The sequence below is a fragment of the Halopolyspora algeriensis genome (assembly GCF_003337235.1).
In the GTDB taxonomy this organism is placed as follows: domain Bacteria; phylum Actinomycetota; class Actinomycetes; order Mycobacteriales; family Pseudonocardiaceae; genus Haloactinomyces; species Haloactinomyces algeriensis.
Genome location: NZ_QPJC01000013.1, coordinates 14988 through 30973 on the forward strand (window position 1 = coordinate 14988; position 15986 = coordinate 30973).

Annotated in this window: 13 protein-coding genes and 1 riboswitch; of the genes, 8 read left to right on the forward strand and 5 right to left on the reverse strand. The window is 69.3% G+C overall.

What is annotated here, in order from left to right:
• Window positions 1-13: 13 nt before the first annotated feature.
• The 7 genes from rsmA to DFQ14_RS17555 all read left to right on the forward strand — a co-directional run bounded on the left by rsmA (window position 14) and on the right by DFQ14_RS17555 (window position 8979).
• Window positions 14-910 carry a 16S rRNA (adenine(1518)-N(6)/adenine(1519)-N(6))-dimethyltransferase RsmA gene (rsmA, locus tag DFQ14_RS17525; RefSeq protein WP_114454405.1) on the forward strand — a complete coding sequence of 299 codons (897 nt, stop codon included), beginning with the start codon at window positions 14-16 and terminating at the stop codon, window positions 908-910.
• Window positions 911-1089: 179 nt separating this feature from the next.
• Window positions 1090-1179, forward strand: a riboswitch (SAM riboswitch).
• A gap of 250 nt (window positions 1180-1429) precedes the next feature.
• On the forward strand, window positions 1430-2449 hold the full coding sequence (locus DFQ14_RS17530; protein ID WP_114454406.1) for a methionine ABC transporter ATP-binding protein: 1020 nt from the start codon (window positions 1430-1432) through the stop codon (window positions 2447-2449).
• The gene (locus DFQ14_RS17535) at window positions 2446-3132 is read left to right on the forward strand and encodes a methionine ABC transporter permease (protein WP_114454407.1); all 687 of its coding nucleotides are present in this window, start codon (window positions 2446-2448) and stop codon (window positions 3130-3132) included. The genes DFQ14_RS17530 and DFQ14_RS17535 overlap by 4 nt, the downstream gene beginning before the upstream one ends.
• Before the next feature lie 129 nt (window positions 3133-3261).
• Window positions 3262-4068 (forward strand): MetQ/NlpA family ABC transporter substrate-binding protein, encoded by an 807-nt coding sequence (locus DFQ14_RS17540; RefSeq protein ID WP_114454408.1) that lies wholly within the window; start codon window positions 3262-3264, stop codon window positions 4066-4068.
• A 226-nt stretch (window positions 4069-4294) separates the two neighbouring features.
• Window positions 4295-5260, forward strand: a complete 966-nt coding sequence (locus tag DFQ14_RS17545) for a 4-(cytidine 5'-diphospho)-2-C-methyl-D-erythritol kinase (RefSeq protein ID WP_179951615.1) — start codon at window positions 4295-4297, stop codon at window positions 5258-5260.
• A 115-nt stretch (window positions 5261-5375) separates the two neighbouring features.
• On the forward strand, window positions 5376-7190 hold the full coding sequence (locus DFQ14_RS17550; RefSeq protein WP_114454410.1) for an ABC-F family ATP-binding cassette domain-containing protein: 1815 nt from the start codon (window positions 5376-5378) through the stop codon (window positions 7188-7190).
• A gap of 121 nt (window positions 7191-7311) precedes the next feature.
• Window positions 7312-8979, forward strand: coding sequence for a fatty acyl-AMP ligase (locus DFQ14_RS17555; protein WP_114454411.1), 1668 nt, complete (start codon window positions 7312-7314; stop codon window positions 8977-8979).
• Window positions 8980-8988: 9 nt separating this feature from the next.
• On the opposite strand, the gene pth is transcribed toward DFQ14_RS17555, so the two are convergent.
• Window positions 8989-9582, reverse strand: a complete 594-nt coding sequence (gene pth, locus DFQ14_RS17560; RefSeq protein ID WP_246195818.1) for an aminoacyl-tRNA hydrolase — start codon at window positions 9580-9582, stop codon at window positions 8989-8991.
• 70 nt (window positions 9583-9652) lie between these two features.
• On the reverse strand, window positions 9653-10288 hold the full coding sequence (locus DFQ14_RS17565; RefSeq protein ID WP_114454413.1) for a 50S ribosomal protein L25/general stress protein Ctc: 636 nt from the start codon (window positions 10286-10288) through the stop codon (window positions 9653-9655).
• A gap of 368 nt (window positions 10289-10656) precedes the next feature.
• Here DFQ14_RS17565 and DFQ14_RS17570 point away from each other — a divergent pair, with 368 nt between their 5' ends.
• Entirely contained in the window at window positions 10657-11943 is a 1287-nt protein-coding gene (locus tag DFQ14_RS17570) for an Nramp family divalent metal transporter (protein ID WP_114454414.1), read from the forward strand.
• Between the two features lie 245 nt (window positions 11944-12188).
• Here DFQ14_RS17570 and DFQ14_RS17575 read toward each other — a convergent pair whose 3' ends face one another.
• The 3 genes from DFQ14_RS17575 to glmU form a co-directional block, all read right to left on the reverse strand.
• Window positions 12189-13091 (reverse strand): alpha/beta fold hydrolase, encoded by a 903-nt coding sequence (locus tag DFQ14_RS17575; RefSeq protein ID WP_114454415.1) that lies wholly within the window; start codon window positions 13089-13091, stop codon window positions 12189-12191.
• A 144-nt stretch (window positions 13092-13235) separates the two neighbouring features.
• Entirely contained in the window at window positions 13236-14207 is a 972-nt protein-coding gene (locus DFQ14_RS17580) for a ribose-phosphate diphosphokinase (protein WP_246195817.1), read from the reverse strand.
• Between the two features lie 37 nt (window positions 14208-14244).
• Window positions 14245-15768, reverse strand: coding sequence for a bifunctional UDP-N-acetylglucosamine diphosphorylase/glucosamine-1-phosphate N-acetyltransferase GlmU (glmU, locus tag DFQ14_RS17585; RefSeq protein ID WP_114454417.1), 1524 nt, complete (start codon window positions 15766-15768; stop codon window positions 14245-14247).
• Window positions 15769-15986: the final 218 nt, after the last annotated feature.

Below are 15986 nucleotides of genomic sequence, written 5' to 3' on the forward strand. Positions count from 1 at the left end.
TAGGTTCGGTCGGATGCAGGACCAGCAACCGGCGCGCCTGCTCGGACCGGCCGAGGTACGCAGGCTGGCCGAGGAGCTGGGTGTGCGCCCGACCAAGAAGCTCGGCCAGAACTTCGTCCACGACCCGAACACGGTCCGGCGCATCGTCGCCACGTCGAAAGTGACGGCTGACGACGTGGTCCTGGAGGTGGGGCCGGGGCTCGGTTCGCTCACGCTGGGGTTGCTCTCGACCGCGCAAGCGGTGACGGCGGTGGAGGTGGACGCCGCGCTGGCGTCCAGACTGCCGCGCACGGTGGCCGAGCACGCCCCGGGACCGGCGGACCGGTTGCGGGTCGTGGAGGCCGACGCGCTGAGCGTGCGGCGCGGTGATTTCGCCGACCGCGCGCCCACCGCCCTCGTGGCCAACCTGCCCTACAACGTGGCCGTACCCGTCGTGTTGCACCTGTTGGCGGAGCTGCCGACCCTGCGGCACGGGCTGGTCATGGTGCAGGCCGAGGTCGCCGACCGGCTGGCCGCGAAGCCGGGCGGCCGCACCTACGGGGTGCCGAGCGCGAAGGTGGCGTGGTTCGCCGAGGTGCACCGAGAGGGATCGGTATCCCGCAGCGTCTTCTGGCCGGTGCCCAATGTGGACTCCGGTTTGGTGTCGTTCACCCGCATCGAGCCGCCGTCGGTGGTGGCGCACGAGCAGGTGTTCGCGGTGATCGATGCTGCTTTCGCCCAGCGGCGCAAGATGTTGCGCTCGGCGCTGTCCGGCTGGGCGGGGTCGGCGGCGCGCGCGGAGACCGTGCTGCGGGCGGCCGGGATCTCGCCGTCGGCGCGTGGCGAGCAGCTGGCCGTCGCCGACTTCGTGCGCATCGCCGAGGCCGCCCGCGATACCCTCGACGGTTCGCAGGGCACCGTTTCCCCGTGATCGAGCCCCGGTAGCCGGGGCTTCTCGGGAGTCGTTCGCCTGAGGCAGTAAAACTACCGTCGGTAATTTTTGGGGCATCCAATGGTCGCTCAAACGGGGTGTGACACAGCCAACGATTCCGGAACGTGACGGACGTCAACTTGCGTCACGATCGCCTCGTAGGGTCTACTGTCCCGCGGAATCCATCCCGAGCGGCCGAGAGATCTGGCTTGTCGACGCCGCAGCAACCACCCGAGGCGGGCAGGTGCTAACGCCAGGACCGATGGAGTTGGGTTGTCCGAGTCTCCGAACGCGAGCGCGAGTGCGCTCCACGCCCGAGTGCGCGATGCACCCGCCGGTTCCACGCCGACGCGGATGCGGCAGGCGTTGACCCAGCGGCGTGTCGTCGACCACGGGCGCAGGACCACGACCGCCTGTCGCTGCGACGTGTGACGCAGACCTTCTTTCCGACCCTCTTCCCCTTCCGGCAGCGTGCCCGCGGCACGCGTGTGGCCGACGTGAGCTGATGCGGAGCCAATCGTGATCACAGTCGAGAACCTGACCAAGTCCTTCCCGCACGACAATGGTGCCGTCGTCGCACTCGACAACGTGTCCATGCAGGTCCCGGACGGTGCCGTCTGCGGTGTGGTCGGTTCCAGCGGGGCGGGCAAGTCCACGCTCGCCCGCTGCATCGCCCTGTTGGACAAGCCCGACAGCGGTGCGATCAGGGTGGACGGCACCGATCTCGTGGCGCTGGACGGCAAGTCGCTGCGCGCCGCGCGGCGCCGGATCGGCGTCGTGCCGCAGGGTGATTCGCTGCTGCGCCAGCGCACGGCCGCGGGCAATGTGGCCCTGCCGCTGGAGGCGGCGAACATGTCCGCACCGCAGCGCCGCAGCCGCGTCGCCGAGCTGCTCGATCTCGTCGGCCTGAGCGACAAGGCACCGGTCTACCCCGATCAGCTCTCCGGCGGACAGCGCCAGCGGGTGGCGGTGGCTCGCGCCCTGGCCGCCCAGCCCTCGGTGCTGCTGGCCGACGAACCGACCTCGGCGCTGGATCCGTCCACAACGGATTCGGTGTTGACGGTGCTGGACCGGGCCCGTTCCGAGCTCGGCGTCACCGTCCTCGTCGTCACCCACGACATGGCGGTGGTCCGGCGCATCGCTGACGACGTCGCCGTGCTGGAGCAGGGCAGCGTCGTCGAGCACGGCAAGGTGCTCGATCTGGTCTCCGAACCCGGGAGTCGGATCGGTTCGACGCTGCTGCCCGAGACCGATCAGGGTTCCGCCGTGCCGGCCGCGGGAATCGGACACGACGTGGTGGCCGAGGTGGTCCTGGTCGGCTTCGCCGCCGTGGGCGCCCTCCTGCCGGAGGCGTCGAACCGGTTCGACGTGGAGTTGTCGATCCTCGGCGGCGGCCTGACGCGGCTCGGAGACACCCCGGTGGCGAAGTTCCGGATCGGCCTGTCCGGTGAGCTTTCCGAGTCCGCGCTGAAGTGGATGATCGAACACGATGCCCATGTGCGTCGTGCACCCGTGAGTGTTGACGGAGTTGCCGCGTGAGTGACAAGACCCCCTGGCCGGAGGTCATCGAACTGCTGCGTCCCGCCACCGGCGAGACGGTGTACATGGTCCTGACCGCCACGCTGCTGGCGGTGGTCGGCGGGCTTCCGCTCGGGGTGATGCTGCACCTGACCTCGCCGGCGGGGCTGAACCCGAATCCGCCGGCTCACCGTGTGCTCGGTGTGGTCGTGGACGTGGTGCGGTCGGTTCCGTTCGTGGTGCTGCTGGTCGTGCTGGCCTCGTTCACCCGGTTTCTGGTGGGCACCGCCATCGGCAGTACCGCGGTCATCGTGCCGCTGACCGTCGGCGCGATCCCGTTCTTCGCCCGCCTGACCGCCAACGCCCTGCGCGAGGTGGACACGACGCTCGTGGAAGCCGCGATCACGACCGGTGCGAGCAGGTTGCGGATCGTGTGGACGGTCCTGCTGGGAGAGGCCCGGGCCGCGCTGGTGGGTGCGGTCGGAGTGACGGCTGTGACGCTGATCGGATACGCGGCGATGGCCGGCGCCATCGGCGGTGGTGGCCTGGGCACGACGGCGATCCAGGACGGCTATCAGGGCTACGACGACCGGATCCTGTACAGCTCGGTGATCCTGCTCGGTGCGCTCGCCTGGGGAATGCAGCTGATCACCGACTTCGCCGCCAAGATCGTGGATCGGCGGCGGGTTGTCACCAGTGCTTGAGCAACGGTTCGAGCACGTGTGCGGGTGATGACCGAAGCGATGCCGCAACCGGTGCTCCGCCGTGTTGCAGGCCATATCGAATGATGACTCGCCGGGTCACTGTTCCCGCGAGTCCGGAAAGGACATGACATGCGTTTGAGGTCCCTCGCGGCCGTGCTGGCCGCCTCCGCGCTCGCCCTGACCGGGTGCAGCGGCGGCACCGAGGCGGCAGCCGACTCGACGGTGCGGGTCGGGGTGACACCGCAGCCGCACGGCGAGATCATGCAGTACATCAAGGACAACCTCGCCGAGCAGGCGGGCATCACCATCGAGATCGAGCAGTTCAGCGACTACAACCGCCCGAACGCGGCGGTGGCGCACGGGGAGCTGGATGCCAACTACTACCAGCACAAGCCCTTCCTGAAGAAGTACAAGGAAGAGCGGGGCGGCGACAACCTGGTGTGGGTGGCTCCGGTGCACCTGGAGCCACTGAGCCTGTACTCGAAGAAGCACTCCTCGCTGCAGGAGATCCCGAACGGGGCGACGATCACGATCCCGAACGACCCGTCGAACCGGGCGCGCAGCCTCAAACTGCTCGCCGACAAGGGGCTGATCACCCTCAAGCCCGGCGCGGGGCAGGAAGCCACCCCGCGCGACATCGCCGAGAACCCGAAGAACCTGCAGTTCCAGGAGCTGACGGCCAGCCAGATCCCGAGGACGCTGCAGGACGCCGCGGCGGCGGTGGTCAACGGCAACTACGCGCTGAAGGCCGATCTCGACAAGCCCATCGCGGTCGAGTCCCCGAAGAACAACCCGTACGTCAACGGCCTGGTCACCACCTCGGCCAAGAAGGACGACCCGGAGGTCGCCAAGCTCGCCGAGCTGCTCACCTCTCAGCAGGTCGCCGACTTCATCGAGCGCCAGTACGGCGGTCAGGCCGTCATCCCGGCGAGCTGACCGGCACGGCAGGATCGGCCGGCCCGGTGCCACCCGGCATCGGGCCGGCCGGTACTTTTTTCGGTCCTGGACGGCAACGAAGGGCGCCCACAGCGCGATCACGTCCGTCTGATCGGGGGCCGCGTCACGAGGTGACCCGTTTCCGCGCATCGGGTTCGCCGTCCGTCAACCGGTGTTGGGCGGACAACGGGCCGGTTCGGACACGTACGCTTGAGGTGTGCTCTCCGTGGTACCTACCCCGATCACCGTCCGGGTCCCGGCCAAGGTGAACCTTCACCTCGCGGTCGGAGACACCCGCGCGGACGGCTATCACGAGCTGGCGACCGTCTTCCAGGCGCTGTCCCTGACCGACGAGGTCACCGTCCGCTCCGGAGAACCGGGGATCGACGTTCACGGCGAGGGGGCGGACTCGGTACCCACCGGCTCCGGCAACCTCGCCTGGAAGGCGGTGCGCGTCCTCGCCGAGCGCTGCGGCCGGGACCCGGACGCGCCCGGCGTGCAGGTGTCGATCCACAAGGGCATCCCGGTTGCCGGGGGGATGGCCGGTGGCAGCGCCGACGCCGCCGCCACGCTCTTCGCGCTCAACGCCCTGTGGCGGTTGGAACTCGGCCGCGACGAACTCGCCGACCTGGCAGGCCGGCTCGGCAGCGACGTCCCGTTCGCACTGCAGGGCGGGACCGCGCTGGGCACCGGCCGCGGTGAGCGGCTGGTACCCGTGCTGGCCCGGCACACCTACCACTGGGTGATCGCCCTGGACCGGCACGGACTGGAAACCCCCGACGTCTACCGGGAACTGGACCGTCTGCGGCAGAGCTCGGCCGGGGGGAACGGGGCGGACGGTGTCGAGCCGGTGCTGGAGGCGCTGGCCTCCGGCGATCCGCGCGAGCTCGCCCTGTTGCTCGGCAACGACCTGCAGGCGGCCGCGGTGTCACTGCGGCCGGGCCTGCGCCGCACGCTGCGTGCCGGGGTGGAGGCGGGCGCGCTGGCGGGCGTGGTCTCCGGATCCGGGCCGACCTGCGCCTTCCTGTGCGAGGACGCCGACTCCGCCGTCCGGGTGGCCGCCGAGCTCTCGGGTGCGGGCGTGTGCCGCACGGTCCGAGTCGCCCAGGGGCCGGTACACGGCGCGCGGTTCGCCGGGGAGGACCGCACCGATCGCCCCACCCCGCCGACACCACCGCAGGTGCACGCCTGAGGCGGACGATTTCGCGCGAGATCGACGTTGTCCCGAGGACGGTCGATGTCACGAGGAATCGACCGACATGCCGGCACGTGCCCACGCTATGCAGTTGATGGAGTAACAACACTCGATGGCGAACCTGGTCAACCTGGAATCGGTCAGCAAGAGCTACGGCGTGCGCCCGTTGTTGGACGGGGTGTCGCTGGGCATCGACGCAGGTGACCGCATCGGCGTCGTCGGCCTCAACGGAGGAGGCAAGACGACGCTGCTGGAAGTGCTGTCCGGGACCGAGCAGCCCGACAGCGGGCGGGTCACCCAGGGACGGGGCCTGCAGATGGCCGTGGTCACCCAGCGCACCGAGCTGCCCGAGGGGGCCACCGTGCGCAACGCGGTGCTCGACCCGCACGGGTTCACCGCCGAGCACGAGTGGGCGGCGGACCCGAAGGTGCGCTCGGTGCTGACCGGGCTCGGTATGAGCCGTCTCGGGCTGGACACCCCGGTCGGGGAATTCTCCGGCGGGGAGCGGCGCCGCGTGGCGCTGGCCGCGGCGCTGGTCCGCGAGCTCGACGTACTCGTGCTCGACGAGCCCACCAACCACCTCGATGTCGAGGGTGTGCGCTGGCTGGCCGACCACCTGCTGTCCCGGCGCTGCGCGCTGGTCATCGTCACCCACGACCGCTGGTTTCTGGACACCGTCTGCAACCGCACCTGGGAGGTCACCGACGGCCGCGTCGAGCAGTACGAGGGCGGTTACGCCGACTGGGTCTACGCGCGAGCCGAGCGTGCCAGGCTGGCCCAGCAGGCCGAGGACAAGCGCCGGAACCTGGCACGCAAGGAGCTCGCCTGGCTGCAGCGGGGTGCCAAGGCGCGCACGTCGAAGCCGAAGTTCCGGGTCGAGGCGGCCGAGGCACTGATCGCCGACGTTCCGCCGCCGAGAGACACCGTCGAGCTGGTCTCGTTCGCCAAGCGACGGCTCGGCAAGACCGTGGTGGAGCTGGAGGACGTCGACCTGAACATCGACGACCGCACCCTGCTCAAGGACGTGACCTGGCGAATCGGCCCCGGTGACCGGGTCGGTGTGGTCGGTGTCAACGGTTCCGGCAAGACCACGTTGCTGCGCCTGCTGGCCGGGGAGCGCGAACCCGATGCCGGCAGGCGTCTCGAGGGCAAAACCGTCCGGCTCGCGCACCTCACGCAGGAACTGCACGACCTGCCCGGGCACTGGCGCGTGCTGGAGGCGGTCGAGGACGTGGCCAAGCACGTGGTGCTGGGCAAGCACGAGCTGTCGGCCTCGCAGCTGGCCGAGCGGTTCGGCTTCGGCAAGGGCAGGCAGTGGACGCCGGTGGAGGACCTCTCCGGCGGGGAGCGGCGACGATTGCAGCTCGCGCGGCTGCTGATGTCCGAGCCGAACGTGCTGGTGCTCGACGAGCCCACCAACGATCTCGACATCGACACGCTGCAGCAGCTCGAGGACCTCCTCGACACCTGGCCGGGCACCCTCGTGGTCGTCTCCCACGATCGCTACCTGGTCGAGCGCGTCTGCGACACCGTGGTGGCGCTGTTCGGCGACGGGCAGGTCACGCACCTGCCAGGAGGGATCGAGGAGTACCTGCAGCACCGGCACACGCTGCTCGACTCCTCCCAGCAGAGCCTGGGCAAGCAGGCCGGGCGGGACGGTTCGTCGCCCGATTCCCCCACCGGAGCGGCTGCTACGCAGGGTGGTCTGTCGGGAGCCGAGGAGCGTGCCGCGCGCAAGGAGCTCTCGCGGCTGGAAAGGCAGCTCGACAAGCTCGGCAAGCGCGAGGACGAGCTGCACGAGAAGCTCGCCGAGGCGGCGACCGAACCGGAGCGGCTGCAGACGCTCAATGCCGAACTGCAGACGCTGCAGGACGAGAAGGACGGGGTCGAGAGTCGGTGGTTGGAACTCGCCGGCCAACTGACGTAGACGAATAAGGGGGTCCGCGGATTGGTTTGCGTAGGGGTGCGGGTGGCGGAACCTCCGGCACTTCGCCGGCTCTCCGCTTGTCGACTGTCGCGTGGATCACACTCGTCGTAAGCTGCTCGGCGTGAGTCGGTTCATGGACACGTTGGTGGCGTCCGCTCTGGACAACTCGGGGGCGCATGCACGGGGCATCACGACGGGTGCGCCCGAACAGCCCCGCCGGCGGACCTGGAACGAAGTGCATTCGGAGGCGTTGCGGATCGCCGGTGCCCTGCGCACCCCGGATGGCCGTCCCGCGGTCGGACCGGGTGACGTCGTGGCCGTCCTCGCCTCCGACCCCGCCCTGATCGCACCCACCGTGCAGGCGGTGTGGCTGGCAGGTGGCAGCGTCACGATGCTGCACCAGCCGACCCCGCGCACGGACCTGGCGCACTGGGCGCAGGACACGCTGCGCGTGCTCGGGATGATCGAGGCGCGACTGGTGCTGCTGGGAGCGCCCTTCGAGGACCTCGCCGACGTTCTCGAACAGCACGCCATGCCCTACCGGAAGCTGCACGACCTCGCCGGTACGGCCGAGCCTCTGGCGGAGCCGGCCGCGACCTCGGAGGAGACCACGGCGCTGCTGCAGCTCACCAGTGGTTCGTCCGCCGACCCCAAGGCAGTGCGGATCACGCACGGCAATCTGTACGCCAACATGCGAGCCATGGTCACCGGCGCCGAGCTGGACGCGGAATCCGATGTGCTCGTGTCGTGGCTGCCGCTGTTCCACGACATGGGCATGGTCGGGTGCCTCACCCTGCCGATGGCCACCGGTCTGGAACTCGTGAAGGTCACACCCGCCGACTTCCTGGTCCGCCCGCTGCTGTGGCCGGAGCTGATCAGCTCCTACGGCGGTACGGTCACGGCCGCCCCGAACTTCGCTTACGCGATCGTGGGCCGCCGGATGGCCCGGGCCGACGACGGTGATTTCGACCTGTCGACGCTGCGATTCGCGCTCAACGGTGCCGAACCCGTCGATCCCGAGGCGGTGCGTGCGTTCACCGAGGCGGGGGCGCGGTTCGGTCTGCGACCGGAGAGCATGGTGTGCGCGTTCGGGATGGCCGAGGCCACCCTGGCGGTCTCGTTCGCGCCCCTGAACCGAGGCGTCGAGATCGACACCGTCGACGCCGACGAGTTGGAGAAGCGACGACAGGCGAAGCCGGCCGGGGCGGAGACCACGCACACCCGGCGCTTCGCGCTGCTCGGCAGGGCACTGCAGGGGCTGGAGGTCGAGGTCGTCGACGATTCCGGCGCCGTGCTCGGCAGGCGGAAGGTCGGCGCGCTACGCATCCGCGGGCAGGCGGTGACTCCGGGCTACCTGACGATGGACGGTCCCGTGCCCGGGCAGGACTCGGCGGGCTGGTTGGACACCGGGGACGAGGGCTACCTGGTGGACGGCCAGGTGGTGATCTGCGGGCGCCGCAAGGACGTCATCATCATGGGGGGTCGCAACATCTACCCGGTCGACATCGAGCGATCCGCCTGCGAGGTCGACGGGGTGCGGGCGGGTAATGCCGCGGCGGTACGTCAGGAGCCGGGCAGCAGGCGGGAGCGCTTCGCCGTGGTGCTGGAGTCCGGTGTGGCCGGTGACGACGTGGCCGAGAAGGCGCTCGGTAAGGAGGTCACCGCCCGCGTGGTCGATGCCGTGGGCGTGCGCCCCTCCGCGGTGGTGGTGGTCGAACCGGGAACCCTGCCCAAGACCCCCTCCGGCAAGCTCAAGCGCGCCGCCACGGCCGAGCTGGTCCCCGAGTGACCGATCCCGTCAGTGGAACCGGTTCTGGGCGGCTTCGAGTCCGTCCGTGGCGAGCGCTTCGACAGCGTCGGCACAGTGGTCCACGAAGTAGCCGAGCTCGCGGCGCTCGGTGCCCGAGAAGTCCTTGAGCACGTAGTCGGCCGGATCCATCCGGCCCGGAGGACGCCCCACACCGAAACGCACCCGCAGGTAGTCCCGGGTGCCGAGGGACTTCGTGATCGATCGGAGCCCGTTGTGCCCGTTCTCCCCGCCACCGCGCTTGAGTCGTACGGTGCCATAGGGCAGGTCCAGCTCGTCGTGGATCACGATCACCGACTCGGCGGGGACCTTGTAGAACTTCGACGCCCCCGCGACGGGTCCTCCGGAGAGGTTCATCAGCGCCCGGGGCTTGGCCAGCACCGCGCGAGCACCGGCAAGCCGCCCTTCGACGATCTCGGCGCCCGACTTGTGCGCCTTGAACTTCCCACCGACGCGGTCGGCGAGCTCGTCGGCGACGAGGAATCCGATGTTGTGCCGGTTCCCCGCGTAGCGGGGGCCGGGATTGCCCAACCCGATGATCAGCGCGAGGTGGTCCAGCGGTTTCTCGGGGCCGGAGGTGGTCACCAGGCAACGCTCCCGGTTTCGTGCGAACACCCGGCCCCGCATCGCGGAGCCGGGTGAAGACGGCGTGGGGTCAGGCCTGCTCGCCTGCGGTCTCGTCCTCGGAAGCCTCCTCGACGACACCCGCACCCTCGGTGTCGATGTCCGACTCCATGTCGGACTCGGAGGGCGCCTCGCTCACGTTGGCGACCAGGATTTCGGGGCCGGTCTGCAGGGTCACGCCGCGGGGCAGCGAGAGCTCGGAGGCGTGGATCTGGGTGCCTGCCTCGGCACCGTCGACCGAGACCTCCACCTGCTCGGGGATGTTCAACGCATCGGCCTCGAGCTGCACCTCGTTGAGGTCCTGGGTGACCAGGGTGCCGGAGGCGGGGTCACCGCTGAGCACGACCGGCACGTCGACGGTGACCTTCTCGCCGCGCTTGACCAGCAGCAGGTCGACGTGCTCGATGTAGTTCTTGACCGGGTGCGCGGTGATGGTCTTGGTCAGCGCGAGTTCGCTGGAGGAGCCGGCCACATCGAGGGTCAGCACCGTGTTGCGCCCGTTCTCGCGAATGGCGCGGGCGAACTCCACCACGGGCAGGGACAGGTGCTTGGGGTCGGAGCCGTGACCGTAGAGCACTGCGGGAATCTTGCCCGCACGGCGGGTGCGGCGAGCCGCACCTTTGCCGAACTCGGTGCGCGGTTCGACGGTGAGACGTACCTCGGACACGGTGGTGCACTCCTATGACGTCGGGCGAAACGTGAATCGGTCGCTGGCCTGCGGCGGCGGGGCGCGCGACTGGCGTCGATCAAACCCGGTGTGCGAACGCCCACCGGCCTCCGTGTTCGGACGTCGGTGCGCCGATCGACACGTCGGCGGCCACCAGCCGCCACGTCGATCACGCCGGGGCTCGTCCCGGCCTCGCCGAGGCAACCCCAACAGTCTAAGCGGCTGCCTGTGGCACCTGCTCACCGGGTGCGGGCAAGAGGTCCGCGGGGCCCGATCGCCGAAGCGGCGGGCCGGAAGGCCGCTTGTGGGTCTGTGCCGAAACCGGCGCACCCTTCCTTGTGAGCCCGCGCACTATTACTTTGATCACCATGTCTGCCGACGCGACCTACGAAGAGCCGGACACCACGGGCTGGCGTGCCCGGTTCACGCAGCTCGGCCCCGGTGTCATGGCGGCGGCGACGGGCGTGGGAGCCGGAGACCTGGTGGCCACGATGGTCGCGGGGTCGCGCTACGGGTACGCGCTGTTCTGGGCCGTGCTCGTCGGGACGGTGTTCAAACTCGGGCTCGGTGAGGCCGTCGGGCGTTGGCACCTGAGTTCGAACCGCACGCTGCTGTCGGGCTGGCGCACACTGGGCCGCTGGACCACCGGATACTTCGGTGTCTACGTCGTGATCTGGGGGTTCGTCTACGGCGCCACCGCCATGTCGGCCTCGGCACTGCCGCTCAACGCGATGTTTCCCGCGCTGCCGGTGCGGTACTGGGCGATGCTGTGCGGCCTGGCGGGGCTGGCGCTGGTGTGGTTCGGTCGCTACGGCCTGCTCGAGAAGGTCATGACCGTCCTGGTCGGGGTCATGTTCGTGACGGTCGTGGCCACGGCGGTCCTCGTCGGTCCGAACTTCACTGCGCTGGGCGGCGGATTGGTGCCGTCGCTGCCGACCGGATCGATCGTCTACGTGCTCGGACTGATGGGCGGTGTCGGCGGCACGATCACGATGGCCGCATACGGGTACTGGACCTTCGCCAAGGGGTGGCGGACACCGAAGTGGTTGCCGATCATGCGTACCGACAACGCGGCCGGCTACATCACCACGGGGATCTTCGTGGTCGCGATGCTCGTGGTCGGGTCCGAGCTGCTGCTCGGGCGCCGGATCGTCGAGGGAGACGAGGGCCTGCTGTATCTGGCCGACACGCTGGCCGCCGACTACGGCCAGTGGGCCAGGATCCCGTTTCTGGTCGGCTTCTTCGCCGTGACGTTCACCTCGTTGATCGGTGTCTGGAACGGGGTGAGCCTGCTGTTCGCCGACTGGTGGCGGACCTGGCGCCTGCCCCGGGAGGCGCCCCCGGAAACGGCCGACGACTACGCCCACAAGGCGGGCGAGCACAGCACCCCCTTCCGGGTCTACCTCCTGTGGCTGACCATCCCGCCGATGGCGCTGCTGTTCCTGGACAAGCCGTTCCAGCTCACCATTGCGTACGGGGTGCTGGGAGCCCTGTTCATGCCGTTCCTGGCGGGAACGCTGCTGTTCCTGCTGAACTCCCGGACTCTGATGCCCGCACAGCAGCGCTCGCGGTGGCTGTCGAACACGGTACTGACGCTGTGCCTGGTGCTGTTCGTGGTGCTGGCGGTGCAGAAGTTGGTGAGCCTGCTGCTGTAAGGAGTGCTTTCATGATCGGCCTGGCGCGGTGGTCGGTGAACCGCCTTCTCAGATGGCGCCTTGCGGCGTTGGAGGCCACATCAGGTAGCCACCTACATCACGTGGCCCCCTGCCTTGCAATGCATCCATCTGAAAAGCCGGAGGTGGTCACCCTGCTCAGGCTGAGCACTCATGCAAAAACCATTCTGAAAGACCTCATTAGGACCCGTACCTAAGGCCTGGCTGCCGAGGGGGCAGGCACGAGCTCACCGCGCCTCGGCACCCGGATCGACGCGCTCGATGTGCCGGGCGGTGTGGTCGGCCACGGTCGCCGGCCGGTTGCGCGGGAGCCAGTGCCCACCCGCGATTTCGTGGACCCACAGCCGGCGCACCCACGGCGCGATGTCGGTCTGCAGCGCCACGGAGACGAAAGCGTCCGAGGTCGGGGCCAGCACCTGTACCGGCACATCCGTCCATCGCCGCTGCGGGGCGGTGAAGCGCCCGCGCATGTTGGCCCGGTACAGCTTGAGGCCGTGGAGCAGGTCCGGCAGGTTTCGGCGGGCCCGCGCGGGAGTTCCGTCCGCGGCCGCCTCCCGGTGCTCCAGCCACTCCAGCCGTTCCGGTATCCGACGGCCGAATTCGGTGCGCCACAGCAGTTCCGGCAGCGGTGCGAGGTGGAAGAACCCGATGTAGCCGGAACGCAGCAGCTGGCTCACCAGCTCGCGCAGTGCCCGGGGGCGGGGCCGCAGACGGGATCGCATCCAGTGCGCGGCATGATCCAGGCAGGGCCCGGAAATCGAGGTGAAGGAGGACAGCCGGGTGGACAGCTCCCCTGTCACCGCATGCCAGGACTGGATGGAGCCCCAGTCGTGGGCGAGCAGATGCACCGGATGGTGGGGGCTCACCGCCTCGATCACGGCCTCGAGATCCGAGACGAGCCGATCGAGCCGGTACGCCCGGAGGGAGCGAGGCTTGTCGGACTCGCCCGCTCCCCGGACGTCGTAGCGCACGACGTGGAAGCGCTCCGACAACCGTTCGGCCACGCCCTTCCAGATCGAGCTGTTGTCGGGGTAGCCGTGCACGCACACCACGGTCGGCCGGGCCGGATCACCGTCTTCGTGCACCGCCAACGACAGCCCGTCGTCGGTGGCCACTCGCTTGTCGGGCATGCGGCCATGCTATGAGGGCGTGCGAGGCGGCTTGCGGTGGGCCGCGTCGAGTGCGGGTGGTGTGGCCGTCTCCCACGCGGAAGCGGCCGGAGCACCCTTGTCGAAAGGGCGCTCCGGCCGCCGGTGGGGGTGTTCGCTCCTCGCTCAGGCGTGGCCGTTGAACAGGCTGGTCACCGAGCCGTCCTCGAACACCTCGTGGATGGCCCGGGCCACCAGCGGGGCGATCGAGAGCACGTTGAGCTTGTCGAACCGCTTCTCCTCGGGGATCGGCAGCGTGTTGGTCAGCACGACCTCCTTGGCGCCGGAGGAGGACAGTCGTTCGACCGCCGGGCCGGAGAGCACGGCGTGGGTGGCGGCGATGATGACGTCCTTCGCGCCGGACTCCAGCAGCTGCTCGGTGGCCTTGGTGATCGTGCCACCGGTGTCGATCATGTCGTCGACGAGCACGCACAGCCGGCCCTCGACATCACCGACGACGCGGTTGGCCACCACCTGGTTGGGCTTGGTGGGGTCGCGGGTCTTGTGGATGAACGCCAGCGGTGTCCCGCCGAGGTTGTCGGCCCACTTCTCGGCGACGCGGACACGGCCGGAGTCCGGGGAGACCACGGTGATGGCCTCGTCGGTGTAGGTGTCGCGGATGTAGTCCGACAGCACGGTCTGGGCCAGCAGGTGATCGACGGGCCCGTCGAAGTAGCCCTGGATCTGGTCGGTGTGCAGGTCGACCGTCAGGATCCGGTCCGCGCCCGCGGTTTTGAACAGGTCCGCCATCAGGCGCGCGGAGATCGGTTCGCGACCCTTGTGCTTCTTGTCCTGGCGGGCGTACCCGTAGAACGGCATGACCACGGTGATGCGCTTGGCGCTGCCGCGCTTGAGGGCATCCACCATGATCAGCTGTTCCATGATCGCGTCGTTGATCGGCTCGCAGTGCGCCTGGACGACGAACACGTCACAGCCGCGGACGGACTCGTCGTAGCGGACGAAGATCTCACCGTTGGAGAACTCGTAGGCGGCCTGCGGTGTGACGGTCACGTCGAGCTGCTTGGCCACCTCCTCGGCGAGTTCCGGGTGGCTGCGGCCGGAGACAAGCTTCAGGCTCTTCTTCGGAGTCGCAGACATGGCACTCACGGTCATCGTCCCTCCCGGTGGACGCGGGTCACGAGGCGTCGCTTGTCGGATCGGTGATTGCTTCTTCCTCCGCCAGAGCACGCTGTGCGGCCTGGTCGGCGGCGGTACCGGGCCGGCGTCTGGCGACCCAGCCCTCGATGTTGCGTTGTTTCCCCCGCGCGACCGCCATCGCGCCCGGGGGGACGTTCTGGGTGATGACCGACCCTGCGGCGGTGTAAGCACCGTCGGCCACTTCCACCGGGGCGACGAACATGTTGTCCGCGCCCGTGCGGGAGTAGGACCCGATCACCGTGTGATGCTTGGCCACACCGTCGTAGTTGACGAAGACCGTGGCGGCACCGATGTTGGTGTGCTCGCCGATCGTCGCGTCTCCCACGTAACTCAGGTGGGGGACCTTGCTGCCGGAACCGATCTCGGCGTTCTTGGCCTCGACGAAGGTTCCCACCTTGGCGTCGACATCGAGGCGGGCGCCGGAGCGCAGGAACGCGAACGGGCCGACCGACGCGCCGGGACCGATCTCGGCTTCCTCACCCTGGGTCCGCATCACGGTGGCACCGTGTCCAACGGTACAGGCCGTCAGGGTGGTTTCGGGGCCGATGGTGGCGCACGTCCCGACGGTGGTTCCGGCGCGAAGCTGCACACCCGGTTCCAGGGTCACGTCGCGGTCGAGCTCGACGTCGCAGTCCAACCACACCGAGTTCGGGTCCGTGATCGTGACGCCCTGACGCATCCAGTGCAGCAACAACCTGCGGTTGAGCTCCGCCCCCATCCGGGCCAGCTGCACGCGGTCGTTGACCCCTTCCACGAGCCACGTGTCGGTGCATACCAGAGTGCCCGCGCCGAGGCCGTCCTGGCGGGCGATCGAGACCAGGTCGGTGAGGTACAGCTCGCCCTGGGCGTTGCCCGTGGACAGTCGCTTGAGCGCGTCCTCGAGAAAGGCCGCGTCGAACGCGTACACCCCGGAGTTGATCTCCTGGATCGCCGCCTGTTCGGTGGTGGCGTCCTTGTGCTCCACGATGCCCGCGATCCCGCCGTCGGCATCGCGCACCACCCGCCCGTATCCGGCCGGATCCTCGACCACCGCCGACAGGAGGGTGACCGCATTGCCGGACCCGTGGTGCTCGGCCAGCAACCCGCGCAGCGTGTCGGCATCGAGCAGTGGGACGTCGCCGTAGGTGACCAGCACGGTGCCGGACGCGCCGGTTCCCGAGTGCGCGAGCTGGGCCATCCCGCATGCCACCGCGTCTCCGGTGCCGAGCTGCTGCTCCTGGACCACGGTGCTGATCGTGCGATCGAGCCTGCCTGCCAGGTCCGCGAGGTGCTCGCCGACGGCCTGCCTGCCGTGCCCGACCACCACGGCCAGCTCGTCGGGCGCGATACCTGCGGCGGCACGCACGGCATGCTCGATCAGGGTTCTCCCGGCGAGCCGGTGCAGTACTTTCGGTGTCGCCGATCGCATGCGCGTGCCCTCGCCCGCGGCCAGCACGATGGTGCTGACGGGCTCGGAGGACACGCCGTCCGAAGTCGGCCGGGCGGTTGCGCCCTCGAGCATCGAAGCTCTCCCTCGGTCTCGAGCGGGTTCGACGCCGGATCACCGGACCCACCGTCCTGCCTCGTCCATGGTCTCGCCGGTGGGCGAAGTTGTGGGTTCAACCCCTCGGGGTGCCGGTAGCCGTGCATCCAATCGGGTGAAGGGTAACCGTCCGATCGAAGCCGCGGATCGGTGCCCCGCCGAGCCGGTGAACCGGTGGTCGGGATGGTACCGAGAGA

Coding starts and splice junctions, on each gene's coding strand:
- rsmA (WP_114454405.1), top strand. CDS start 14: ATGCAGGACCAGCAACCGGCGCGCCTGCTCGGACCGGCCGAGGTACGC.
- DFQ14_RS17540 (WP_114454408.1), top strand. CDS start 3,262: ATGCGTTTGAGGTCCCTCGCGGCCGTGCTGGCCGCCTCCGCGCTCGCC.
- DFQ14_RS17550 (WP_114454410.1), top strand. CDS start 5,376: ATGGCGAACCTGGTCAACCTGGAATCGGTCAGCAAGAGCTACGGCGTG.
- DFQ14_RS17570 (WP_114454414.1), top strand. CDS start 10,657: ATGTCTGCCGACGCGACCTACGAAGAGCCGGACACCACGGGCTGGCGT.
- DFQ14_RS17575 (WP_114454415.1), bottom strand. CDS start 13,091: ATGCCCGACAAGCGAGTGGCCACCGACGACGGGCTGTCGTTGGCGGTG.
- DFQ14_RS17580 (WP_246195817.1), bottom strand. CDS start 14,207: ATGTCTGCGACTCCGAAGAAGAGCCTGAAGCTTGTCTCCGGCCGCAGC.
- glmU (WP_114454417.1), bottom strand. CDS start 15,768: ATGCTCGAGGGCGCAACCGCCCGGCCGACTTCGGACGGCGTGTCCTCC.